The sequence below is a fragment of the Streptomyces kaniharaensis genome (assembly GCF_009569385.1).
Classification (GTDB): Bacteria; Actinomycetota; Actinomycetes; order Streptomycetales; family Streptomycetaceae; genus Kitasatospora; species Kitasatospora kaniharaensis.
Map to the genome: position 1 here is coordinate 4,773,916 of NZ_WBOF01000001.1, position 22,940 is coordinate 4,796,855.

Annotated in this window: 15 protein-coding genes; 8 read left to right on the forward strand and 7 right to left on the reverse strand. The window is 68.1% G+C overall.

Annotated elements, in window-relative coordinates; all coding sequences use genetic code 11:
• Positions 1-14 precede the first annotated feature (14 nt).
• Positions 15-1,178 (forward strand): HEAT repeat domain-containing protein, encoded by a 1,164-nt coding sequence (locus tag F7Q99_RS21595; protein ID WP_153463853.1) that lies wholly within the window; start codon positions 15-17, stop codon positions 1,176-1,178.
• A 228-nt stretch (positions 1,179-1,406) separates the two neighbouring features.
• On the opposite strand, the gene F7Q99_RS21600 is transcribed toward F7Q99_RS21595, so the two are convergent.
• Entirely contained in the window at positions 1,407-2,009 is a 603-nt protein-coding gene (locus F7Q99_RS21600) for an HD domain-containing protein (RefSeq protein ID WP_153463857.1), read from the reverse strand.
• Between the two features lie 52 nt (positions 2,010-2,061).
• On the opposite strand from F7Q99_RS21600, the gene F7Q99_RS21605 reads away from it, so the two are divergent.
• Positions 2,062-2,640, forward strand: a complete 579-nt coding sequence (locus F7Q99_RS21605; RefSeq protein WP_153463860.1) for a DUF4240 domain-containing protein — start codon at positions 2,062-2,064, stop codon at positions 2,638-2,640.
• 131 nt (positions 2,641-2,771) lie between these two features.
• Positions 2,772-3,431 carry a hypothetical protein gene (locus F7Q99_RS21610; RefSeq protein ID WP_153463863.1) on the forward strand — a complete coding sequence of 220 codons (660 nt, stop codon included), beginning with the start codon at positions 2,772-2,774 and terminating at the stop codon, positions 3,429-3,431.
• A 985-nt stretch (positions 3,432-4,416) separates the two neighbouring features.
• Here F7Q99_RS21610 and F7Q99_RS21615 read toward each other — a convergent pair.
• Positions 4,417-5,697 carry a site-specific integrase gene (locus F7Q99_RS21615; RefSeq protein ID WP_230210276.1) on the reverse strand — a complete coding sequence of 427 codons (1,281 nt, stop codon included), beginning with the start codon at positions 5,695-5,697 and terminating at the stop codon, positions 4,417-4,419.
• Between the two features lie 59 nt (positions 5,698-5,756).
• Between F7Q99_RS21615 and F7Q99_RS21620 the strand changes: the two genes are divergently transcribed.
• Positions 5,757-6,890, forward strand: a complete 1,134-nt coding sequence (locus F7Q99_RS21620) for a Fic family protein (protein WP_153463866.1) — start codon at positions 5,757-5,759, stop codon at positions 6,888-6,890.
• 28 nt (positions 6,891-6,918) lie between these two features.
• On the opposite strand, the gene F7Q99_RS21625 is transcribed toward F7Q99_RS21620, so the two are convergent.
• Positions 6,919-7,782, reverse strand: coding sequence for a helix-turn-helix domain-containing protein (locus tag F7Q99_RS21625; RefSeq protein ID WP_153463869.1), 864 nt, complete (start codon positions 7,780-7,782; stop codon positions 6,919-6,921).
• A gap of 281 nt (positions 7,783-8,063) precedes the next feature.
• Between F7Q99_RS21625 and F7Q99_RS21630 the strand changes: the two genes are divergently transcribed.
• Positions 8,064-8,240: a hypothetical protein gene (locus F7Q99_RS21630; RefSeq protein ID WP_153463871.1), complete on the forward strand. Its 177-nt coding sequence runs from the start codon at positions 8,064-8,066 to the stop codon at positions 8,238-8,240.
• Between the two features lie 70 nt (positions 8,241-8,310).
• Here the strand turns inward: F7Q99_RS21630 and F7Q99_RS21635 are convergent, their stop codons facing one another.
• Positions 8,311-10,428 (reverse strand): hypothetical protein, encoded by a 2,118-nt coding sequence (locus F7Q99_RS21635; protein ID WP_153463874.1) that lies wholly within the window; start codon positions 10,426-10,428, stop codon positions 8,311-8,313.
• Positions 10,429-10,449: 21 nt separating this feature from the next.
• On the opposite strand from F7Q99_RS21635, the gene F7Q99_RS21640 reads away from it, so the two are divergent.
• From F7Q99_RS21640 to F7Q99_RS21650, 3 genes are all read left to right on the forward strand, one after another.
• Positions 10,450-12,015: a hypothetical protein gene (locus F7Q99_RS21640; protein ID WP_153463877.1), complete on the forward strand. Its 1,566-nt coding sequence runs from the start codon at positions 10,450-10,452 to the stop codon at positions 12,013-12,015.
• A gap of 658 nt (positions 12,016-12,673) precedes the next feature.
• Positions 12,674-14,035, forward strand: a complete 1,362-nt coding sequence (locus F7Q99_RS21645) for an AAA family ATPase (protein ID WP_153463880.1) — start codon at positions 12,674-12,676, stop codon at positions 14,033-14,035.
• Positions 14,032-14,775: an HNH endonuclease gene (locus F7Q99_RS21650; protein ID WP_153463883.1), complete on the forward strand. Its 744-nt coding sequence runs from the start codon at positions 14,032-14,034 to the stop codon at positions 14,773-14,775. The genes F7Q99_RS21645 and F7Q99_RS21650 overlap by 4 nt, the downstream gene beginning before the upstream one ends.
• A 160-nt stretch (positions 14,776-14,935) precedes the next feature.
• Here the strand turns inward: F7Q99_RS21650 and F7Q99_RS21655 are convergent, their stop codons facing one another.
• From F7Q99_RS21655 to F7Q99_RS21665, 3 genes are all read right to left on the reverse strand, one after another.
• Positions 14,936-16,354, reverse strand: a complete 1,419-nt coding sequence (locus tag F7Q99_RS21655; RefSeq protein WP_153463886.1) for a hypothetical protein — start codon at positions 16,352-16,354, stop codon at positions 14,936-14,938.
• A gap of 183 nt (positions 16,355-16,537) precedes the next feature.
• Complete coding sequence (locus F7Q99_RS21660; RefSeq protein WP_195911138.1) at positions 16,538-17,386, reverse strand: hypothetical protein; 849 nt, start codon at positions 17,384-17,386, stop codon at positions 16,538-16,540.
• Positions 17,383-21,870, reverse strand: coding sequence for an AAA domain-containing protein (locus tag F7Q99_RS21665; RefSeq protein WP_153463889.1), 4,488 nt, complete (start codon positions 21,868-21,870; stop codon positions 17,383-17,385). The genes F7Q99_RS21660 and F7Q99_RS21665 overlap by 4 nt, the downstream gene beginning before the upstream one ends.
• Positions 21,871-22,940: the final 1,070 nt, after the last annotated feature.

Genomic DNA, 22,940 nt, shown 5'->3' on the forward strand with positions numbered 1-22,940 from the left:
CAACACTGCCACTCATGAACACTTCTGGCGAGCCGCCCGCCGGCATCGAATCGGCCCCGCACCCCAAGACCGTCCTGCTCGACACGCCATGGGCGGAGCTGAGCCACGCGTACGGGTCGGCCGAGGACACACCCACCCTGCTGGCCGGCCTGCTGGACGACGCCCCCGAGGTCCAGGCCCATGCCCTGGGTCAACTGCAGATGTCGGTCCTCCACCAGGGCTCGCTCTACAGCAGTACCGCGCCGGTCGCGCTTTTCGTGGCCGGCATTCTGGGCGATCCGCGCACCTTGGCCGCGCACGCGAGCGAGTACGCGTGGGACGACCGGGTCCGCCCCCTGCGGGCCGCACTGCTGGAGTGGCTGGGCGAGATCGCCGAGTCGGTCGGTTACTACGACGACCGCGAGCAGGATCCCGAGTACGAGGCCCCAGCCGACATCGCGGCCTGCCGCGCCGCCCGCCCCGCGATCCATCAGGCGGTGACTCCCTACCTGGCTGATCCCGACCCCGTCGTTCGCGAAGCCACCGTCGGCGCCGTCGGCCACCTTCTCAAGGCACCCGAGCTCCGCGACCGGATACCCGACGCCGCCCAACGGTTGCGTACCACCCTGACCACAAGCAAAGACCGGCGCGAGCGCGCCGCGGCAGTTCTGACCCTCGTCGCCCGGGCGCAGGACACCAGCGACCTGCTCACCGACCCGGATCCGGCGATCCGCGCCTGCGCCGCCCTCGCCCCGCTCCCCGCCGACGACCCGCGCCCCACTGCCATCCTTCTGGAGGCACTGTCGGACCCGCATGCCGTGGACCACTGGTTCGACGCCGAACCCCTGCCCCAACTCGACGGCTGGTTCCGCTTCACCCTCCTCCAAGCCCTGCTCGCCCGCACCACCACCCTGGAGGAAATCCTCGACGCCGCCCTGGCACTGATGCCCATGGCCAACGACTTCACCGTCGAACGCGACTGGGGACCGCTCCTGCTGCGCGCCTTCCCCGACGGCAACGTCAGCGAGGCCGCCCTCACCGACGCTCAGCGCCAACTCCTCAGCGCCATTGCGGCCAAGGACGACTGCTGGGGCAACATCGGCAACAAGATCACATGGCTTCGCAGAGCTGGCCTACCGACGGACCGCGCCTCTTTCGGGGTCCTCCTGGCAAACCCCGGCCAGGCCGCCGATGTCTGACGAAGCGTGAAGAGCTCAGACCGTAACGGCCCTGCTGGTCGTCGGAGGCGGGGGCCTGAGTTCCGGTACCCGCCACAAGGCGGGCAGGCGGCGGCGCCCATGTCATCTGCGGATCGGATCAGCGTGATCGCCACGGTCTTCACCTGACATCCTCCGCCGCTGGCATCGATCCCAACTAGGCTGGCGGAGGGGTTGCAGGTGTGCGGCATGCGGCAGTGCCTCGGGCGCTCATCCGATGCCCGGAGCGACTGGGTGCTCAGCTTGGAACGCCAGCCTGCGTTCGGCATCCTGGGCGATTTGGTCGAGAACATCATCGAGTGCCACGAACGCCTCCCACGGTCGCTGGTGGCTGGCTTCGGAGAGGCGCTCGATCAGTAGTTGTTCGAGATCAGTGACGCGCTTGCCCTTCCAGACCTTGTCGGCCAGGCTCACCAGCAGGTCATCGGTGCTGACGCCGGGGGCGTTCCACGATGCGTGGCTGCGGGCGAAGCGGGCGAGCTCCTCGGTGACTCCCCGGGCGATCAGCAGGTCGTGGCCGGCCACCTCGTGTGCGGAGCCGGGCCAGGAAAGCTCCTCGGGGTGCAGGACCTTCCCGATGTCGTGGGTGGCGGCGCCGAAGAGGACGGCGTGCCGGTTGAAGTCCAGCTGGGGGTAGTGCTGTTCGGCCCAGTCGACCAGTTGGTGGGCGACGTCGTGGACGGCCCGGAGATGGGCCGCGAGCCTCGGTGGGGCCTGCAACTCTTCGAGGAGGACGGCGACCTGGGGCGGGAGGGGTCGCAGTACGGGGTCGCCGGGCAGGGTGAGGGCTCGCTGCAGTGCATTGGGGGTCATTCGGGACACGGTAGGCCTCAAATGTCGGAACCTGCTGCAAGGGTGGATGGTTATGGACATCGACGGGTTCTGGAATGTGGTCGGGGCAGCACGGGCCGAAAGCAGCGGTCCGCATGGTAAGGCGTTCGCCGAGGCAATGGTCGACCAGCTGGCGGGGCTCCCGCAGGAGGAGATCCTCGGCTATCAGGAGCGATTCGACGAGGTGCACGGCGCCGTGTACCGCTGGGACGTGTGGGCTGCCGCCTATCTCATCGGCGGAGGCTGCTCGGACGACAGCTTCATGGATTTCCGGGCCGGCCTGATCGCCCTCGGGCGGGACTGGTACGAGCTGGCAGCCGCCCGCCCGGACGATCTGGCGGACCACCCCGCAGTGATCGAGGCCGCGACCCGGGGTGACGACTACGTGATCTTCGATGAGGGCGTGAACTACGCGGCCAGCTACGCGTTCGAGCGCCTCACGGGTGACGCCGATGCCTTCCACGAGGCGTGGAAGCGCCATCGGGCCGGGCAGGACCTGGATGCGGAGCTGGAGTCCGACATGGGTGAGGACTTCGATTTCGATGACGCTGAAGAGATGCACCGTCGCCTTCCCCGTCTTGCTGCCCTTTACCTCGGCGCAGCCGCCGGCTGAGACGTGTCAGCGCCTTGAAGAGCGTCGCTATTCGGATGGGGCTGCTGTCCCGACTGGTTGCCGATGTCCCTTGTGTGGCGGCTTGGCGGCGACCGTGCGGGTTGTCACTGGGGTCCGCTTGGATGGTGGGCATGACCGTCAACGATGTCGCCCGTTCTCTGCCGGATCCCAACGTTCTGCGGGACCACTGCCGGGCTTTGGCGATGCTGGATGCGATCCTCAGTCCCGATTGGTCCTCGCGCTACTACTCCTATGACGCGCGGTGGTCGCCGACGGAAGAGATGGCGTCGATGCGCAACGGTTCGGGGGATGAGTACTCGATCGTCTTCGCTTCGGCCGGTGTGTACGTTCGGGGCTTCGACCACGAGTCGCCGATGAGCCCCTATGCCGAGGACGGAGTGCGGCCCGGCGTGGTGGACTCCGTTCCCGAAGAGTTCCGGTCCTGCGTCGAGGAACCCGCGTTCAACGACGACGGCGTACCGACGGTGACGGCCTGCCTGTGGCATAGGACGACTGATGAAAGTTGGCAGACGGGCGAGATCGACTTCCCAGAGGGCCATGTCGACCCTGACGGGGCCGACTGGTTGTTCCGGCTCCTCGCCGACCGATCTCCGGAGGCGTACGCGAGCTTCGCCGTCGACTACTACGAGGTACCAGTCGACCTGGATACCGTCCGGCACATCTGTGCTCTGAGGCCGCTCACCGATGACGTGGTCCGCGCCCTCAACGCCGACCTGACCCTCGAGAACCTTGCCGAGGACATCGCCGAGATCGGCTACCCCACGACGTAGGGAAAATTACCGAATGAGTAATCCGCCGCGAAGGCGGTGCGCGCCGAGATCTCTGCCGTCCCGCGCGACTGAGAGGACAGTTACGGGATGCGCGTCATGGTCCACGGCTTCCGATATCTCAGCGTTGCTGCTCCGTCAGCCACCTTGCCGGCAGTAATGCGCGTGGTTTTTCCGCGCCGAACTATTAGTGGGTGATGCGTTGCCCTGCTGCCGCGAAAGCGTGGTGATCATAGCGGTGAGTGAGTTCTAGATGTAACTGTGAGGCAAGTCACTCTCGAAGCCCCGGTCGTCAGGTGCCTCTCACGCACCTCTCACGGACTGGGCGTCATGAGGTGTCATCGGGCGTCATGCGTGGTGGACGGAGTAGGGCCCTGACCTGCAGGTTCTGGACTGAATGGACAGACCGTTACGACCTTTCGACCGCTGGGGGTCAAGGGGTCGCAGGTTCAAATCCTGTCGTCCCGACTGTAAAGTCGCAGGTCAGAGGCGGTTTGCTCGTAAAGAGCAGGCCGCCTTTGGCGGTTTTCGGACATCGCAAAACGGGCATTTGCCGCCGAAGCGCCAGGGCCTCTTCCCTGAAATCAAAGGAATTTGTCCATTCTTGCGACGGATTCGACGCTTTCACGCGTGGCTGCCCTTTGGATCGCTAGCGGGGGTGTCTGTGGCGCACTTGACCGACCGCAAGGTGGGGTCAAGTGGGTGACAGTTAGGGGCGGCGGAGAAATCCCAGGTCAGAGGCCCTGTGCGTGACTGGCCATCAGGCGTGACGGGTTCTCGGGAATACCTCGGGCGCGGCGCAGGGGTGTGAAATGGCCTAGCAGCGCCGGAATTTCGCTACTGGCGGTGACCGATGCTGGATCGTGACCTGTGATTTTCGATCACCCGCGTCGCAGTCTTCCTGGGTATTGGGCGAGTTGGGGGAGGTGGCTGAGTGTCAGGCAATTTGGTGACGCTCCGTAAGGTGTTTGAGGGCGGGTGCCCGCGACTACCAGCGGTGGGGGATCTGTCCGTTGAGGCGGAGTTGTTCGACGAGGTAGCGGGTGAGGGCTTCGCCTGCTTTAGCGAGTTCGCGGATGTCCGGGTGGAAGTAGCGCTGGGTGGTGGTGATTTCCTTGTGGCCGGCGATCTGTTGAAGGATGTGGAGCGGGATCCCGGCGTCGGCCATCCAGGTCAGGCCGGTGTGGCGCAGGTCGTGGCGGCGCAGGTGTTCGTAGCCGAGGTCGTGGGTGACGTCGTCCCACTGGGTGGCGTCACGTAGGACGGCGGTGCTGATGCGGCCGCCGCGGGGGCCGGTGTAGAGGCGGGCGTCGGGGTCGCCGCGGGCGGCTTGGAGGCGTCGGATGATCTGCGGGCGTAGCGGTTCGATGATCGGGATGAAGCGGGCTTCCTTGCCCTTGGTGTGTTTGTCGACGAGGCCGCCGGGTGCGGGGGTGGTCTGCCGGCGGCAGGTCAGGAGCCAGTTGGTGGTGTCGATGTCGCGGGCCCGGACTCCGGAGACCTCTCCGATGCGAGTGGCGGTGCAGGCACCGTGGATGACGACGTCGCCCCAGCCTCGGTAGTGGTTGTAGGAGGCGTCGACCAGGGCGGCGGCGAGTTTGGTGAGGGCGTCCCAGTCGCGCAGGGCGAGGGCTCGGGGGTCCAGCAGTTCGTCCTCCGCCTGTTGGTATGCGCTCTGCCATCCGGTGACGCGGGCGGGTGCGCGTTCGATGAGGCCGTCCACGGCGGCCTGTTCGAGGGTGCGGAAGAGCATGGCGAGGGTGTTCTTGATGGTGGAGCGGCTGCAGCCCTCTGGGATCCAGCTGTCGACAGCATTGGCGATCGTGCCGGTGGTGACCAGGCGGATGGGGAGGTGTCCGAGGTCGGGCTCGATTCGGTGGTGCCATCCGGCGAGGTAGGGGACGTGGGTCGTGGTCTCAAGGCCGGCGAGGATGATCGGGAGGCGGAGTTCGACGTACTCGGCCAGGGGCATCGACGCCAGGGAGGGGAGTACGGGGCTGCCGGTGGCGTCGGCGAGGATGGTCAGCCATTGGGTGACCAGTGCCGGGTCGAGCCCGTTGTGGACAGTCTCGGCCAGGAAGGTGGCCCACGCGTGTGTCTGGGCGGGGCTGACGGTGACGGGTGTCCGGAGCGCTGGGTCGATGCCGGTGGCCGGGGCGGTGCGTGCGGTGCGGTGGCGGGGCCGGCGGGTGATGAGAGGGGCCGGCGCAGGGGTGGTGGCCGCCCTCGCTGGTTCTGAAGAATTCGCGAAAGGTGTTGGCGTGCTCATATGCCACGGTCGCCCCGTACATCCTTGACTGATTGATGCCGTCATGGTGTCATTGCTTCATGCTCTACGCTCTGCCCGCACTGCACGACGTCGACCAGGCCGTCCTCGCGGAGATCGAGGAGATGCGGGGACGTCTGCGCCTGCATCTGCGCACGCCTCGGCGCTGGGAGGGGCAGCTGCGGCGCAACCTGACCGCCCGGGCGATCGCCGGGTCCAACACGATCGAGGGCTATGCGGCGAGCGTGTCGGATGTCGAGGACATCATGGTCGGCGAGGCGCCGATCGAGGCTAACGACACCGTCGCGGTCGAGATCGAGGGCTACCGGCAGGCGATGACCTACATCCAGCGCCTCGCCGAGGCGGGGGAGGACTTCGCGTACAGCAAGGGGCTGCTGAATGCGCTGCACTTCATGATGCAGGGTCACCACCTGCTCAAGCGGCCCGGATGGTGGCGCACCGGCCCGGTGTACGTCACCTCGGCGGAGGACCCGACCATCGCCGCGTACACCGCCCCGGGCGCCGAGCAGGTGCCGGCGCTGACCGGTGAGTTGGTGGACTGGCTGAACGACGGCGACTTGGACGCTCCAGGGCTGGTGCGGGCGTCGATGGCGCACCTGAACCTGGTGGCGATCCACCCGTGGTCGGACGGGAACGGGCGGATGTCCCGCGCCCTGCACACCCTGGTGCTGGCCCGCGAAGGGGTCATGGCGCCGGAGTTCTCCAGCATCGAGGAGTGGCTCGGCAGGGCCCGCAACACCTACCGCTACTACGACGTCCTCGCCGACGTCGGCGGACCCGTCTGGACCCCGGACCGCGAGACACTGCCGTGGGTCCGGTTCTGCTTGCGCGCCCATCACCAGCAGGCCCAGAGCGTCGAGCGTCAGGTGAACACCACCCGCGAGGTCTGGACCGCCCTCGACGAAGCGATCGAAGCGCGTGGCTGGCCCGAGCGCATGCTCTACGCCCTCTACCCCGCCGCCATGGGCAACCGCCTGCGCCGCGCCACCTACCAGGCCGACGCCGAACTCAGCGAGCAGCAGGCCCAACGCGACATCCGCGAACTCGTGCGCGCCGGCTGGCTCACCGCCAAGGGCGAGGCCCAGGGCCGTTACTACACCGCCGGCCCGGACCTCCCCGAGGCGATCACCCGCGGAGTCCGCGAACCCCGACCGCTGCGCGACCCGTACGCGTGACGAATGGTGCTGAGGCGCATGCGCGCCCTTACCAGCGTCTGCCGCGGGTCTTCCCGTTGCTGGGCCGGTAGGCATCTTTCACGATTTGGGCCAGATCGTCGTTGCTGAACATGCGGTGGCTGCCGATCTCCCGGTGTGGAACCCGGCCGGCGGCTGACTCCGAGCGTAGCCAGGCCACACCCACGCCCAGGCGCTTCGCGGCTTCTGCGATGGAGTACAGCAAGGGTTCGTCGCTCTTGGCTTTGTCGTTGGCCGGCGGAGCCTTGGACTTGTTTTTGGAGCCGGGTAGCCCGGTGGGCAGGTCGAGTGCGGCCGCCTCCGCGGCGGCGAGGAGCACGCCGAGTCCGCGCAGGCGGGCTCCGTCGCCGATGCCGTCGTTGGGCCCGGGCAGGCCCAGGGCGCGGCGAGCCTGCGTCGCCGGATCCTCGGAGGGCAGTAGCAGGGAGGCGAGCCGGTAGTCCTCCTCGGTCATCGGTGCCTTGGCCTCGAAGGCGCGGAAGAGCCGCAGGCGTTCGGTCTGCAGCGAACGCTTGTCCAGGCCTCGGATGCTCTCGCGCAGTTCCTCCCAACTCGCGTGGGCCTGCACGGCCGCCAGAGCGTAGGAGGTCACATCCGCGCCGGGGTTGGCTTTCACCCGCCGGTGCTGGTAGCAGACCTCCATGCCGGGCTCGACCGGGACCTTGCAGGGGAAGCCGTAGAACGAGGCGACCGGTTCGGGGCAGCGTGGCCTGTCACGCGCCAGGGACCGGTCCGCCCCCGCCCGGATCTGGCGGATCTGCTCCGCGGCGTTCTTCAGCGCGGGCTTCGGGACGCCCCACGCCTTCGCGGCCTCCAGCGGGCTGAGGTGATCGAGCGCACGCATCCGCTCGATCGGGGTTCCAACGTCGTCCATGAATCGTCCTCCGTGGTTGCCAACGGACCGCATCGTCCCCGTCGTGCGATGCTCCCGCCTGGGCCTGGCCGATCTTGATCGACATTGATCGAGGCCGCCCACGGGTGCCTCGCGCCGGTTCATCCTCCTGCGAAGCCTGCTCGCGATCGCCGACACCCGAGGCCTGTAAGTTGGACCGATCAGGTCCGCTGTGAGCGATCTCCCAGCGCGTTGTCGGCGGAAGCTGGGGCAGCGGAAACCAGTTCCCCACCTCCATCACCGCCCTGACCCTCCTCGACCCCGTGCCCACAGCCGCCTACTACTTCGGCGACCTCGACGCCGCAGGACTGCGCATCGCGGCAAGCGCAGCCACCACCGCCGAGAACCTCATCGCCACCCGGCAGCGAATCCCACAGGAACGCGTCGGGCTACGGGCACTGCGAGCCGACCCCGCCCTCCTCCTCCAGGCAGTCGGGTAGAGCGCGCACGGAATCAGTGATCCACGATGCTTTCCCGTCGACTCCGCTCCTGCCAGACCCATTTGTCAGATCAACGGGAGGCGGGTGGCTTCGGCCAGTCGGTGCCGTCCGCGGCGGCCTTGAGGATGTCTCCCAGACGGAGCCAGGCGTTGGGGCCGGAGTAGCTGATCGGACTGTTGGCGAGTCGCTGCCAGGCCCGCTCGTCGTCCCCGAGCTTGCTGACCACCAGGTCGACGACTGCGGGATGTGCGCTGTCATAGCGGTTTCCCCGCGTCTTGAGCGCCGTCCAGGCGGGCAACTCAAGGATGGTGTCGCTCGGGCATCCAGGCAGCGCGAGGATCTGCTGAGCCCACGCTTCCCGGTTGGCGGGATTGCCACCGAGTCGACTCCGTAGGTTCCGGGTGATGGCGCGGAGGGCCTCCTGCGGGTTCGAGTGCCGGTCGAGGACCTCGGAGAACGACGGCCCGGGCCGGTAGTGGCGATGCCAGGCGAAGGACAACAGGGCCTTGTCCACGAGCGCGTCGTCACCGGCATGCCGGTCCAGGTACTCGTCGAGGACCTCGGACGCGACCATGGACAGGCTCTGGGCTGTCACCTGGGTGGGATCGCCGAGGGCAGCACGTCGCGTGACGGGGTGCTGCGGGAGGGGGTCGGCGACGATCCGGGTGATCGTCGTCAGGAGCTCGCCGAACTGTCGGCGGTCCTCCTGGGCCGTGAAGTCGTAGGACCGGTGAGCGGCTTGGCCGCGGTGGGCGTCGCGGATCATGAGCTGGACCGTCTTCTTGACGGGCGGTGTCACCTCGGGGAGGTGGATCAGCATGTCGTGCACCCAACGGAGCTCGTCTGCCCTGCTGATCCCGGAGGAACTGTCCGGCTGCCATGTCTGCAGTGCCTCGACGGCCGTCTCGGCGAACTTCCGTCCCAGCATAGCGAGTTCGTCCGTCGGCGTGAGCCAGTGATGGGGTTCGCCGTACGAGGGCTTGGCCTCGGCGGGATTGAGCACCAGGCGCCACCGCCCGGCTGCCGCGTAACGCACCCATGAGACCGCACTGTCGACGCCCCACTTGGCCTCGAATTTGTCCTCTTCCAGGTACAGCTCGACCTCCCGTCGACCCGCGTCGTCAAGGGCGTCGAGCTGTGTCGCGAAGTGCTGCCGGGCCTCTTCCACGGACTCGCCGTTCATGAGGAAGCGGCAGAGCCGCGTCACGAGCATGGCCGTGCTGAATAGCGAGAGGTCGGACAGCGCGATCTCCGTGAGTAGCACCGGTTCGACAGTCCACGGAATGCCGCCGAGCAACTGGTCCCGGACGACATGGTTCGCTGCGGTGTCGGCTGTCGTCTCCACGAGCTGGGCATGCCGCTCGGGATGACGTTCGAGCACGACCCTCCACATGCGCTCCCACGCACCGTGAGCCGCCCTGATCCTCTTGGACCAGGCAACGCCGTCCTCGTCCTCCAGGCGCTTGCGAGAGGGCGCGGACGGGAGGAGGGTGACAGCGGCCTCGAACACGTCGTCATGGAGCCGACCGGTACGCAGGACCACCTGTGCGGGCGTCGGTTCCTTGATCAAGTCGGGTGTGATGTGCGGGACCTGCGGCATCCGCCTACGCAGCTCGGTGACGACGGCCTCGAGCAGAGCCGGCGGGCGGCCAGCGGTGCCGAGGGAGCCGAGCCGGCTGTCCGTGCAGCGTTGCAGCGAACTGGTCCGCAGCCTCTCTGTGCACTCGGGGTGAGCGAGGGCGAGGGCCACCAGCTCGGTCCCGTCGGTGAGGTGCTCGGACTCGGCCTGTCGCAGCCCATTCGTCACCGCTGCCTCCAGCAGCCAGGCGGGCGCCGCCTCCCGGAAGGGCTTCGCGAGGAGCGCTTCGAGCAGTCTCCCGTGATCCCGGTCATCAGTCAGGCCCCGTGCCTGCTCGGCTGCCATTCGGGCCGCCGCGGACCCAGCCTCGGCACCGGCCGCGACTGCGATCAGGAACTCCACGGGCAGCCGCAGGCCGTTGGCGGTCATTCCTTTGCTTCCCTTCCTGGGGGAATCGTTGCCTCCATCCTGCTCCACGGGTCGGACATCCCACATCGCCGGGCGGGGCGATGGGGTTTCGAGCAGGGCTGGTTGGATTTTCGCAGCGGACACCGGTGCTGACGTCATGTACCGTGTTCGGCAGCACCCGGTCCGGGCCGCCGACAGCATCGGCGGAACCAGCTGTGGTCCATGACTTCATCACCGTCCGGGGACTCGTTAGCAGCGCGTCCACCAGCGGAACTCCACCTGCCTGCACGCCAGGTCCACTTCATCTCCGGAGTTGTCCGCATGCCCGATTACCAACTCACCTCCGTTCCTCGCGACTTTCTCTGTGAACACACACCCAGCAAGAGCCGTGTCCTCGCGCTCGTCGCTCATGACGGCGGCCCGGCCTCGCTCCAAGCGGTTCTCACCTGCCGTGAACCCGAAGTCGCCCACCGTGCGGCCCAGCTGTTGCTGAGCGCGTTGCGCTCACGGCCCGGTCCGTGGGTCGCAGAGCGTGTCGACGATCTCTGTGGACAGTTGCCGGACGCGCCGGCGGCCTCCCTGCGGCAAGCCGTTGAGCGCGCTCTCGCCGGGATCTGGACCGCCTCGGCGGGGACGCTGATCAACTGGCCCGAAGGCCGGGCGGATGCCGGGAGCGATGACGGCGACGATCTCAAGGGCGACAATCTCGACGGCGACGGTGAAAGCGACCAGGATGGGGAGGAGTCGGACCGGGCCACCCGGACACCGCATGATGCGAGGCTGCGGGACCTCGCGGGCCCGGTCGTGCGAGTCGCCATGCTGCGGGAGTTCCACGTCCACGACCGGAAGGCCTTGCTGGACGCGGCCGCCGAGCAGGGCTGGACAGCGCTGCCCGCCGAGGACCTGACCGACGACGACCCGCACGATCTGGTCGGCGCGGTGATGTGGCTCGCCGACCCGGCCATCGAAATCGAAGGCGCCGACAGCCTCCTCGACCGCACACAGGGCTTCTGCCTCCGGCGCGACAAAGGCCACGAGGTCGCGCAGTGGAGCGCCGAGCCCATCGTCGAGGACTTCGGCGCGGGCTGGCGCCAACCAGAAACCGACCGGAGCGAGGAGAGCACCCGCGACGAAGAGCTCCCGGACTTCGCAGAGATCTTCCGCGTCGAGTCCGCGCACTGCGACGACCCGGAGTGCGGAGAGGAACCCTGCCAGTGGCAGCTCACCCCCCGTACCGCGGACATCCTCCACACCACCCTGTGCCTCCTCGCGGACGAGGCGTACGACGATGCCGATGAACTCGGCGACGGGCGGCTGGTGCCGGACGAGCACGAAGGCAACTGGGGCGTGTTCGCGCGCCTGCCGAAGCTGACGTTCGACGCGGACCTCCAGTGGCGGCGCCGGTTCGCCCGCGCCGCCGACGACCTCGCCGACGACCTCGAGCACGGCCGATGGCCGCAGCCGACCTGCACCGCCGAGGAACTCGCCCTGCACCTGGCCCTCGACGACGCCCGCGACCGCGCCACCGAACTCGACGAGGAAGACGACTCCGATACCCACAGCATGCTGCCGACCCACCCGGACGACTACGACTACGGCACCTGTACGGAGATGTTCTTCCAGGACACCGACGTGCTCATGCTCTACAGCCCCCGTTTCGACGGCATCGAGGACCCGGACGCCGACACCAACCAGCAGCTCGGCGGCGGCGACCTGCGCGCAAAAGCCTGGTTCGAGCCGTTCCTGAACGTGAAGACCCGCGACCCCCACCGCGGCTTCCGCCGCTGAGCGTCCTCGATGGCCCGCAGGTGGGTCGGGAGGCACGCCTCCCGACCCGCCCTTCTGATCCGCGCCGGCCCGCGAGCGAACCGCAAGGCTGGCAGTACTCCACGGGAACTCAGACCTCGATCATCCAGGCTGGGCCTCCGCAGAGCACGGCCACCAAGGACAGAGAGCGGCAGTTTCCCGCATACCTTCCCGGTGGAGGCAATGACCAGGGCGACGGCGCCACCGTCCTTGAGGCAGAACACAGACGGACCCTCGCTGCCCGGAAACAGGGCGCGGACATCGGGTGGCCTCGCCACCGGCCCGACGAGCAGCACCGTCGCTTGATCAAGATCGGACTGGACGCCCTCGCCGAGAACACCGGCTACGCCCTCGCCGGAGGCTACGCGGTAAAGGCAGCACCGCATCGTTGACCGGCTCGGCGACGACGCGGGCCTGTTCGCCCCGATAGACCGGGCGACTGCGGAGATGACGCCCACAGTCGCAGCAGCCGTGGCCCCTGAATTGATCGGCAGAAGGAAGCAGTCGTTCGCGGGTTCGCTGACCCCTGCGCGGGGACTGCCGGACGGGGAGATTCTCCGGTACGGGTCGGGGCGCGGATAGAGTCGTGGCAGCGGCTCGGAAGTGAGTGGCATGGTGGGCAGGGTTGGAGGAACGGGGCATGTACCTCAAGAACGTGCGGGTGCGGAACGTTCGTGGTTTCCGCGGCGCCCGTGAGGTGGACCTTGACCTCACCCGGCCCGACGGCTCGTATGCCGGGTGGACGGTTCTGGCTGGCCGCAATGGGTCTGGCAAGTCGACGTTGCTGCGCGCTGTCGCGCTGGCAGTCAGTGGGCCGAGTGCAGCACGAGGACTGGTGTCCGGCTTCGACTCGTGGATCAGCGATGAGTGCTCCGAGGCATTCGCGGAGGTATGCCTGCATCCGGACCCGTCGGAGGACAGGTTCACTACTACGGGGAGGCCTCCGGCTGGCGTGTTCTGGGCGGGCTTGAAGTGGACCGCGCCGGAAACCGCCACCGCGGCTGGAAGACATGCTCAGCCGGCCCTGAGCGCCGTGGTCTACAGGAAGGCGCCCACTGCTGCCCAGCGCGGGCCGTGGGCGGACAATCCGGTGGGGTGGTTCTGCGCGGGCTACGGGCCGTTCCGCCGGCTTGCCGGCGGATCGGGGGAGGTTCAACGGCGTATGGCGGGATCGGGCGCGGTAGCCAGGTTGACCAGTCTCTTTCACGAGGACGCCTCGCTGGCCGAGGGCGTCAGCTGGCTGATCGAGCAGCACCTTCGGTCCTTGGAGAACCGCCCGGGCGCAGCCGAGCTGAAGCAGACCGCTCTGGAGATTCTCGGCGACGAACTTCTACCTGACGACTACGCCATTGGCGACGTCGACTCCGACGGTTTGTGGGTCGCGCACGGCGGCCGGTCCTTCGCTCTACGCGAGATGAGCGACGGCTACCGGACCGTTGCTGCGCTGGTGGTCGACATCCTCAAGCAGCTCCACGACACTTACGGCGCCATTCACGTCGAACGTGACAGCGGCCACCCGGTCGTGACCGTTCCCGGTGTCGTGATCATCGACGAGATCGATGCACACCTGCACGTGTCATGGCAGAAGCGGATTGGGGGCTGGCTCAAGCAGCATTTCCCGCTGGTGCAGTTCCTCGTCACCACCCACAGCCCCTACATCTGTCAGGCGGCCGACCCTGGCGGACTGATTCGCCTGCCTGGGCCCGATGTCGATGAAACTCCCGAAGTTGTTGGGGTGGATCTGTATGACCGGGTGGTGTTCGGCAGCGGCGACGATGCGGTGCTGTCCGAACTCTTCGGCCTCGACACTCCGTATTCGCAGCGCGCGGACGAGGCCCGGGCTCTCCTGGTGACACTGGAAATGAAGATCGTGGCTGGCGAGGCTGACGAGCAGGAGCGGGAGCGCTACCGCCAGCTGAAGCGGATGCTGACCAGCTCCCCGTCCGCTCGAGTCGACGAGGTCGCTGCACACCTGCACTCCCTGACCGGACACGTCGCGTGATCCGGATCCGGCGGCCTCCGCTGCCGGAGCCGCCGCGCTCCCGCATGGCCGAATGCACCTGTGAGATCGCGCTGGCCCCGGAACCGGAGACCAAGGCGCGACAGCTCTGGAAGCACACGACCGTACGACGCCACGTGCACGTGCCGCTTCGAGACCTCCTCGCGGACATGGCAGCCGGACGCGAGCGGTGCATGTATTGCGGGGATAACCAAGGCACTGACATCGACCACTTCGAGCCGATCGACCGGCACCCGATGCGCGCCTTCGACTGGACTAACCACGTCCTCGCCTGCTCTCTGTGTAACAGCCATCTGAAGGGCGCCGCGTTCCCGCTCGACGAAGACGGGAAGCCGCTGCTGATCGATCCCACGGTCGAAGACCCGACACCACACCTCCGCCTGATCCTGGCGGTCGGCATGTACCACCCGCTCACCCCCAGAGGCCAGGCCACCATCGAGTTGTTCGACCTCAACCGGGGCCTGCTGGCCAAGGGCCGGATACACGCCTTCCACATCACCAAAGCCTGCGTCGCCCAGTGGGCCAGCGCCACGGCCCAGGGCGACCACGAAGCCGCCGCCCACTGGGCCGCAGTCGTCAACGAACAGCCGATGGCCGACGTCGTCCAGGCGATGCTGCACCAGGCCCTCGACCCAGCCGCTGCGGTCCTCTTCGAGGACGACCCCCAGCTCCTCGCCCACCTCCGCGAGCCCCAGCTCCGATCGGCGCTGCTCATCCAGTAAAACGTCGGCGGCCGGGCGGGCCGGTTCGCGCACTGCGTCTTGGCACGGTAGTCCACCGATGCTGGTTGAATTGAGCCGGGACGCTCTGTCGGACAAGGCGGCCAGACCTTGACGGTGCGGCTGTAGAGCATCTCCAGGTCTTCGAACCGAATGCGGGTTTCTACCGGATCCGCTGCGTGCGGCGGACAGCAGGCTCCTTGGGGAGAATGCGCAGTGCCATGACGGTGCCGTCGTCACGGAAGGACGTAGGACCCCAGCCGGGTGCAGTGGTTCCGGTTGGCCATACATCCCGGCGTTCGTAGGCGAGGCGGCGGTACTCCTCCACCTTCCCCATCTCCAGGAGCTCGTACAGGGGTGCCGCCATTCCGGAGAACGCCTCGACTCGTTGTCCGTCGAGCCGGAAGACCTGGTCGGTGCCGACGAAACGCTCACCGTTGAAGGTGTGGTGGGCGTCGCGGACACTGGCCGCGCCCGCGAAGGTACGTTCCTGGTAACGGTGGCGGCCCTGTACGGCGGTCAGGTAACGGCTGATCTCTCTGCCGGCTCCGGTCCAGGCGAGTTGCCCGGCGGCGCCGGTAGCCGCCAGTACCTGGGCGAACCAGCTGAGTTCCTTGACCGGTATGAGGAAAGCGTTGTGCCTGTGCTCTCGGGGAAGGCCTTCCGGGCCGGGAACACGGACGGTGTCTACGTACTGCAGACTGCGCTTCAGCCGGCGGTCGATGTCGGAGCCGTCCTCGAGGTCGAGGTGCGCGTTCCGCAGCTGCGCGCTGCCGGATGCCTGCAGGGCGTGGACAGTGATGCCGCCGGGGGCAAGGAGCTCGGTCGACATCAGCAAGCAGCCGGTGTTGTTCCAAGTCCCGATGTGGAGGTGTTCGACACGTTCGCTGGCCCTCGCGAGCTGGCGGAACGTGGTGCGCTGCGCCTTGCCGGTGCGCGGGGTGGCGATTTGGTGGTTGCCGCTGGCTGTCACGGCGTAGACGATCGACGGCTCGTCAGGCTTCCAGGCCTCGATGAGGTAGTCCGGGCGGGGCCATGCGCCGAGCGTGGGTTGCTTGTCGCTGCGTGCGAATCCGGGTAGGAGTGCGGCTTCGGCGTCGATGGTGGCGATGATGCGGTCGGGGTGGCGCAGACGGATGGTGCGCTCGGCCAGGGCGAGGCCGAAGGCGCGTCCGAGTTCCCGTGCCTGAAGGCCGCGGTGGAACTGCTCGGGACTCTCGCCGCTGGAGCTGAGCCGTAGATGAGCGCCCTTGGGGGTGGCCATGGCTCGGCAGTACTTCAGGGACTGCCAGTGCTCGGCGAGTCCTCGACCCTGTCCGTGCCGGGCCAGTGTGCTGGACCTGGCGAGGGTGCCCAGCACCTGCCAGGTGGTGAGCGTGAGGTCCTCGCGTTCGGCGGCGGGTAGCGGCTCGGTCAACGGCTTGCGGAACACCTCCTCCTTGTTCTCGGCCTTTCGGGCGCGTTCGCGGTCGATTCCGGCGGCGGCCTTGTCAGCGTCCGACACCAGCTGGGCGGCGGAGCGGACGTGGACGCGGGTGGTGTCGGCGAGTTCGGCCAAGATCCGGTCGGTCGCTGCGGACATCTGCGGTTCCCTCACTTCCGGTTGTGGGTGGCTGCATGCGCAGTTGACGTGGGTGCGGGGTCGGGCCAGGCCCGCGCCCCTGGTGGGAGGACGCGGGTTGACTGTTTCGGCCTGATCGGCCGGCGCGGCGGTCCGGCAGGGTGCCCTCGCCTGCGTGGGGCCGGGGCTCGTTCGTGTGCCCGGTCAGGAGGTGGGCTGCGGTCGGCTGGCGTGGAGGTCGTTGAGCACAGCACCAACCACCTGCCAGGACACGTTGAGCGTGTCGCGGTCGGGGGTGTGGGTGGCGTCGATCTCCTGGCGGGGGTGGACATAGTTGCGGTACTCGCGCAGCTCGTGGCAGAACTTTTCGATGTCGGCGTCGATCCAGCCGGCGGTGTGGCAGCGCTTGATGAGTTCGGCCAGGGAGATCTTGTCGACCTTGGCGTTGCCGAGCAGTGAGGGGTCGCGTTCCAGGACGGCGCGCAGCAGGACGCCTTCGAGGATGCTGCCGAGCATGATGATCGCGGCGACGTGGGCGCCGTTTTCGTAGCAGGTCTGTGCTTCGTCCATGCGGGATTGAAGGACCTGGGCGGCGCGGGGGTCGGTGATGATGTCGGCGAGGGTGCCGCGGAACTCGGCGGGGGAGTGGTGTCCGGGGCCGGCGAGTGCCGGGTCGCAGGTGATGATGCGGGGCCGGCCTCCTGGGGTGACGATGCGAAGGCCTTCGTGGATCAGGAAGGCGTTGACAGCGGTGACGACGGCGGCGAGCTGCTCCGGTTCGTCGAGGTACTCCAGTGGCTCGGCCAGCCGGAGTAGAACCTTCTCCAACTGGCCAGGCAAGTGGCGGCGTTCGATGAGGAGTTCAACAGTCCATTCGCGGCGGTATTGTCCCTGGTAGGCGGGGACGTGTTCCCAGCCAGCGCGCGTGAGGAACTCGGAGATGTCCCGGCCGCTGCGGTAGTAGAGGTCGTCGTCTCCGCAGATGACGCGGGCAAGCTCCTTGAGGGTGGCGACATCGAGCTGGGAGATGTCGGGAGCGGTGGTGTCGGTCACTGGGATCCTTCCGTGGCGGTCGAGGTGGCGTGCGGGTCTTCGTCGGTGCTCTTCGGATCTATGCCGAGCCGCTGCAGGAGCGGCCACAGGCTGGCGAGGGCTGACTCGGGGTCGCGGCGGAACTCGCTGTCGCGGACGCGCCAGAACTGCCAGCCGACGCGTTCCAGATCGCGCTCGCGCTGGTGGTCCTTGCGGACATCGTCGGCGTCGGAGTGGTAGTAGTCGCCGTCGCATTCGACGGCGAGGCGCTGGTGGGTGCCGACGACGACCAGGTCGATACGCTTGCCGCCGGCAGGGAACTGGGGTACGACCCGGTAGCCGCGCGCGGTGATCGCCAGGTACACGCGCTGCTCGAACAGGGACTCGAATGCGCGGTTCGGTCGGTCCGGGTGGACCGGCCCGATGTCCTGGCTGTCGTAGGCAGCGCCCGGGTCTTCGATGTGGGCCAGGAGTTTCAGGCGCAGGTCGTCCGTTTTGAGGCGGTGGCGGGGCACGGAGTGGAACAGGTGCATCTGGTCGCGGGCCCGACTGGCGGCCACGTTGTAGTTTTGCCGTTCGAACCGGTTGCCTCCCCAGATGCGGCCCGGGCTAGTGACCACCATCGACAGGAGGATCACGTCGCGTTCGTCGCCCTGGAATCCGGAGGGGACATCGACGCGCAAGGCATGCCGTTGCCGGGCGGTGGCGGGGATCTTGGCGTTGATGAGCCGTTCGATGACGCGGACCTGCTGATGGCCCTGGAGGACGATGACTCCGAAGGTACGGTCGCTGTAGGCGGGGTCGTCGATCAGGGTGGCGAGGTGGTCGACGAGGGCTTCAGCTTCGCGGACGTTGTGGATGCGGCCATCGCGGCCCGCCACGACGGCGTCCGCAATGAAGTGGGTGGCCAACGGCGGCAGCCGGTCCCCGCCGAACTGCCGCAGCGGGACGAGCGCCTTGTCGTAGAACTCGTCGGAGGACCACTTGATGATCTCCGGCATGCAGCGGAAGTGCTCGGTCAACCGGATCACTTTGGGGAAGAAGTTGGTCAGCAGCCCGTAGAGATTGGTGTGGGCGGTGTAGAGCTGCCGCAGGCGCGGGGGCAGGTCGGGCAGGTAGGCCGTGAGCCGGTCCTGCACGATCTGGAGCGGGCCGAGCGCGTTCGGCGGTGGGGTGCACTGCTTGTCGTCGCCGACGACGATGACGCGCGGCGCGAGCCACAGCAGGAACAGGTTGTCGATACTGGCCTGGCTGGCCTCGTCGACGATGACCACATCGAAGGCGTCCCGGTGCGCCTGGAGGGTTTCGGCGACTTGGGCGATCGGCATCACCCAGGCGGGCACGGCGTCCCGGGCCACGTTCATGGCGTCGCGTGCGGCCGCGCGATAGAGGCCGGCATGGCGGCCGGTTCCCTTGCCGACGGATGTCATGTGGGAGCGGTATGCCTGCAGGGCGGAGCGCTGCTCGGGAGTGATCCTGGCGATCAGGTGGGCGCGGGCGCGGGCCGCGACCAGGTCTCCGGTGACGATTTCGAGTCGCTGGTCCAGCTGGGCGAGTTCGGCCTGGAGCCGGTGGTCGAGGCCTGCGGTGGGCTGCTGCGCGACGAAGCGGGACGCGGCCGCCCAGGCGAAGGCGGGGCCGAGCCGGTTCATTCGCTGGTCCCAGACGGGGTGGTTGGGGTCGCGGGTGAGTCGGTCCGCGAGCGTGGGGTGTGCCTGTTGCAGGGTGGTGAGCAGTTCGACGCAGCGGCGGTGGGACGAGGCGGCGTCGCGCGCGTCCAGGAGCATTTGGAGCGCCGCCGCGTAGGCGTTGGGGTCGCGGTCGCGCAGGGCGTCTGCGAGGGCGAGTGCGGCCGGGGCGGGAGTGGCGTGGGCGCGCAACTCCCTTTCGCGGGTGTCGAGATCGCGGTCGGCCGCGTCGGCCTCCCGGCGGCGGCCGAGCGCATCTTCTGCCTGGACGAGGTCGTGCCATTCCTCCGGGGTGTTCAACGGGATGCGCAGGCCGTGTCGGTTCAGGAGAGAGTCGGCGCTCTCGCGGGCCCTGGCGAAGGTGTCGATGGCGGCGAGTTGCTCGTGATGTTCGACCAGGCGTGCTAGCTGGGTGTGGGGGTCGGCAGGCGGCCAGGTGACACCGGCCGCGTTCCAGCGGGCGGTGGCAGCGAGGACGTCGCGGTGGGCGCGGACATGGGCGATCAAGGTGTCGAGGGCGTCGACACTCTGTGGGACGCGTCCGTCGACGGCGCAGGTCTGCAGGCTCTCCTGGGTGCGCTTTTGGACGGCCGTGGGAAAGCGGGTTCGGAGTTTGCCGCCGTCACGCAGATAGTCCCGCAGTTCTTCCGCGCAGTGGATGAGGCTGGCTGCCCGGTCCTGAGTAAGCGGCTCGGGCAGGGCGACGGTGGCCATGCCGGTGGCCTCCAGCAGACTGCGTGCCTGTTCCAGGTCGGGGCCGACTGCTGTGACGCGCTGCCAGACGTAGGTCTCCCGGCGTGCGAGCCGATCGGTCAGGGCGCGGGTCTGCCAGTGGTCGCGAGGCCACCGGGCGGGGCTGTCGGGCAGGCCGAGGCGGTGCAGTGCCTTCAATGCCTCGGCGAGATGGTGGGCGATCTCGTCGGTGACGGCGATCGGGAGGCTCGTGAGCGCATCGCGAACCCGGAGTGTCGAGGTGTCGAGACCGCTGTCTGCGGAACGTGACGCTTCGATGAGCAAGCCCGTTTCATCGGCCCCGAGGAGATCGGCTTCGGCGGGGAGCCAGCCCGGGTTGTCCTCCTTCATCGCACCTGCCCGCAGCAGGAGGAGAAGCTCCAGGGCGTCAGCCGCGAGGAGCGGTGGTATTGGTGCGGCCTGCTCGGGGAGGGTACCGATCCAGTCCAGCTGGTCGGCCTCAGCCTGCACCTGCGATACGAGGGCGGCGAGGGTGCCCTCGTATCCCGGGGCGACGCCCGAGTGATGTTCGGTCTCTGCGACACGCGCGGCGACGATCCGGTCGGTGACGGAGTCAATTCGGGCACGTAGCCGGTCGCGTTCGGCTGTGAGCCGGTCGACGGCAGCGGTGACGGCCTCGGGGTCGGCCGCAGCGACCTGGTCGATCAGCGTGTTCACGGTCCGGTCCAGCTCGCTGGTTCCGTCGCGACTGGTGGCGCTCAGCAGGAGCACACACAGCTCCCGGACCGCCGGCGGGAGCTTGCTCAGCAGAACTGTCAGCGGCTGATCCCGGGCGCTGGTGACCAGGACGCGCTTGCCCTCCGCGAGGAGCGCGGCGGTCAGGTTCGCGATCGTGTGCGTCTTGCCAGTACCCGGCGGTCCCTGGACCACGACCCCGGTGTCCTGTTCGAGCCGCCGCAGCACCTGCCGCTGCTGCGCATTCGTCTTCAACGGGAACAGCGGGTCGTCCCCCAACAAGGGTTCGGGTAGGGCCCCGGTCCAGGCGCGGCGCTCGCTGTCGTTGGCCAGTGTCACCAGCTGCGCGATGCCCAACGGGGCGTACGCCTCGGACGCGATCGAATCGCCGATCTGCTCGTAGACACGGATAAGGGCATTGCGGTCACGTGGGCGCAGCACCAGCGCGGGTGCGTAGGTCAGGCGCGCGACCGGGTCGCCGGCCCTGCCCGGCGCCTCCCAAGCCGCGGTGAACACCACGGGCCGGGCGAGCGCACGCTCCTGCCACTGAGCCAGCTGCTCAAGGACCGCCTCCCCCAAGGGGTGCGGGGACCGGGCCTGTAGTTCCTCCCCAACAGCGATCGCACGTTCCGGATCCCATCCGTCGTCGCTGTCGAGGAAGTCCTGGTCCTCCACCCGCAGTGCGCCCTCCGGAGCCAGCCGCACCGTCAGCCGGGCAGTGCGCCGGTCCACGGCCGTGTGCAGCCGCTGCGTCAGCATGTGGCGGAACACGCCCGCGCCGGCAGAGTCCTCGAACGACAGCAGGCCGACCGCCAGGACGAGCTCGCGCTGGTCGTCCTGCACCGCCAGCACCTGGTGCCACGCGTACAAGCCCTCGTATAGGCTCCGACGCGGAGCGTCCTGTTGCTCTGCCTCCGCCCAACGCCGCCACCTGGCCAACCACGTCGCGTATGCGGCCAACTGCTCCGCCGCCTCATGCCGGGGAACCAACTCTCCAGCTACCGGCACCGGATCCTGCGGTCCGACCTGTACCGCCGGTCCCTCCCCCGCGAGAGGCGGATCCCCCGCGTATGGGTCAGCCGCTGCTACCGGATCCACCCACCCCTCAAGCACAGCAGGCAACTCCGGAGGTGCGGCAGGCGGAACGAAGTCCAGTGACAACACCAAGCCGTCCTCGCGCTCACACGGCTGGGCCACATCCTCCGGCAAGTCGGCCAACCACAGAATCTCCCTCGACTTGTCCCGGCAGTCCCGCACCCGGCGGGTACCGGTCTGCACCAGCTCCCGCAGGAAGCTGACCAACTGTGTCGTCGCGGCGACGATCTCCGGGTTGCGCGCATGCCGCGTGGAGGAACTCACCATCACTCCCTGTCGTCTGGTGGCGAACATTCAAGAATGAGGGAGTTCTCCAGGCCGAGCATGCGGACGACGAACGATGTCCTGATTCGGTGCATGCCTGGCGCAATTGTTAAGTCGGTTCTCTTCAAGGCCGACTGACGGCTGCTTGAGGATCGGTGCGGACGGGTGCCGGGATGTGCAGGTCTGTTCGTCGCGTCGTTTCCCACGGGGGGATGGCTGCTGCCGGCGGGCCCATTCTCGGCTGGCGGCTGCGACACCGGCGGCTGCGGCAGGGGCGGCTGCGGCTGGTCTGCCGGTGCGCCCAGGCCTACGTCCCGCTCCAAGAGCTGATCAGGCGGCGTTGCCGCACTGGCCGGTGCCGGCTTGATGGTGCCGACCGGCCTTGCTCGGGCAATACCGGTCGATCGAACGCCTCGCGTTCCTTGCGGTCGGGGCGTCAGTGATCGCGTTGACGGAGTCGCGGGCGGCAGGGTTGATGAGGTGGCCGTAGATGTCGCTGATGGTGCGATGGCGGCGCGGCGGCGCAGGGTCTGGGAGATGACGGTGACCTCGACATGGTTCGTGAGCACAATGGTGGCCAGGTGTCGCACGTCATGGGATGGCAGCCATCTCGCGCGCGGCCTCGGCACGGCTCGCGAACACGCCCCGCCAGCGGACACGACGCAGGCCCTCCTCCCGCGCGAGATTGACGGCGTACGTCCACGTCCCGTACTTGAGGTCCCCGGCCAGCCGTGGGCACCACGGCCCGAGCTGATTCCTGTTTCCGTCCGTGCACCCACACCGCCGATAGACCCGGCCACGCCGCGAACGCTGTCCCATGGTTCCTCCTTCTTGGGACTCGGTGATCCCGGATCCAAGGTTCGCTGCGGTGCCGGGCGTGTCGGCAGGGCGTACAGGGCGGTGCGCGAGGCACGTCAGAACCAGGCGGACATGACACGCTCAAGACGACACACGACCCGAAAGGTCACGATCCGTAGCCAGTGGGTAGGCGACCTTGATCCGCCCGCTCCGACCACGCCTGGCTGCGCCGATCCTGGCCGACCGCCAGGCGCCGCTGTCGAGCGCTGCTGAGGGTCCGCCAGATATCTGTCACTCGCCGT

What these genes read in the sequence shown, in the direction of transcription:
- F7Q99_RS21600 (WP_153463857.1), bottom strand. Translation starts at nt 2,009, where the DNA reads ATGACCCCCAATGCACTGCAGCGAGCCCTCACCCTGCCCGGCGACCCC.
- F7Q99_RS21645 (WP_153463880.1), top strand. Translation starts at nt 12,674, where the DNA reads ATGTACCTCAAGAACGTGCGGGTGCGGAACGTTCGTGGTTTCCGCGGC.
- F7Q99_RS21625 (WP_153463869.1), bottom strand. Translation starts at nt 7,782, where the DNA reads ATGGACGACGTTGGAACCCCGATCGAGCGGATGCGTGCGCTCGATCAC.
- F7Q99_RS21640 (WP_153463877.1), top strand. Translation starts at nt 10,450, where the DNA reads ATGACTTCATCACCGTCCGGGGACTCGTTAGCAGCGCGTCCACCAGCG.
- F7Q99_RS21605 (WP_153463860.1), top strand. Translation starts at nt 2,062, where the DNA reads ATGGACATCGACGGGTTCTGGAATGTGGTCGGGGCAGCACGGGCCGAA.
- F7Q99_RS21620 (WP_153463866.1), top strand. Translation starts at nt 5,757, where the DNA reads ATGCTCTACGCTCTGCCCGCACTGCACGACGTCGACCAGGCCGTCCTC.
- F7Q99_RS21665 (WP_153463889.1), bottom strand. Translation starts at nt 21,870, where the DNA reads ATGTTCGCCACCAGACGACAGGGAGTGATGGTGAGTTCCTCCACGCGG.
- F7Q99_RS21635 (WP_153463874.1), bottom strand. Translation starts at nt 10,428, where the DNA reads ATGCTGTCGGCGGCCCGGACCGGGTGCTGCCGAACACGGTACATGACG.
- F7Q99_RS21615 (WP_230210276.1), bottom strand. Translation starts at nt 5,697, where the DNA reads ATGAGCACGCCAACACCTTTCGCGAATTCTTCAGAACCAGCGAGGGCG.
- F7Q99_RS21595 (WP_153463853.1), top strand. Translation starts at nt 15, where the DNA reads ATGAACACTTCTGGCGAGCCGCCCGCCGGCATCGAATCGGCCCCGCAC.
- F7Q99_RS21610 (WP_153463863.1), top strand. Translation starts at nt 2,772, where the DNA reads ATGACCGTCAACGATGTCGCCCGTTCTCTGCCGGATCCCAACGTTCTG.
- F7Q99_RS21655 (WP_153463886.1), bottom strand. Translation starts at nt 16,354, where the DNA reads ATGTCCGCAGCGACCGACCGGATCTTGGCCGAACTCGCCGACACCACC.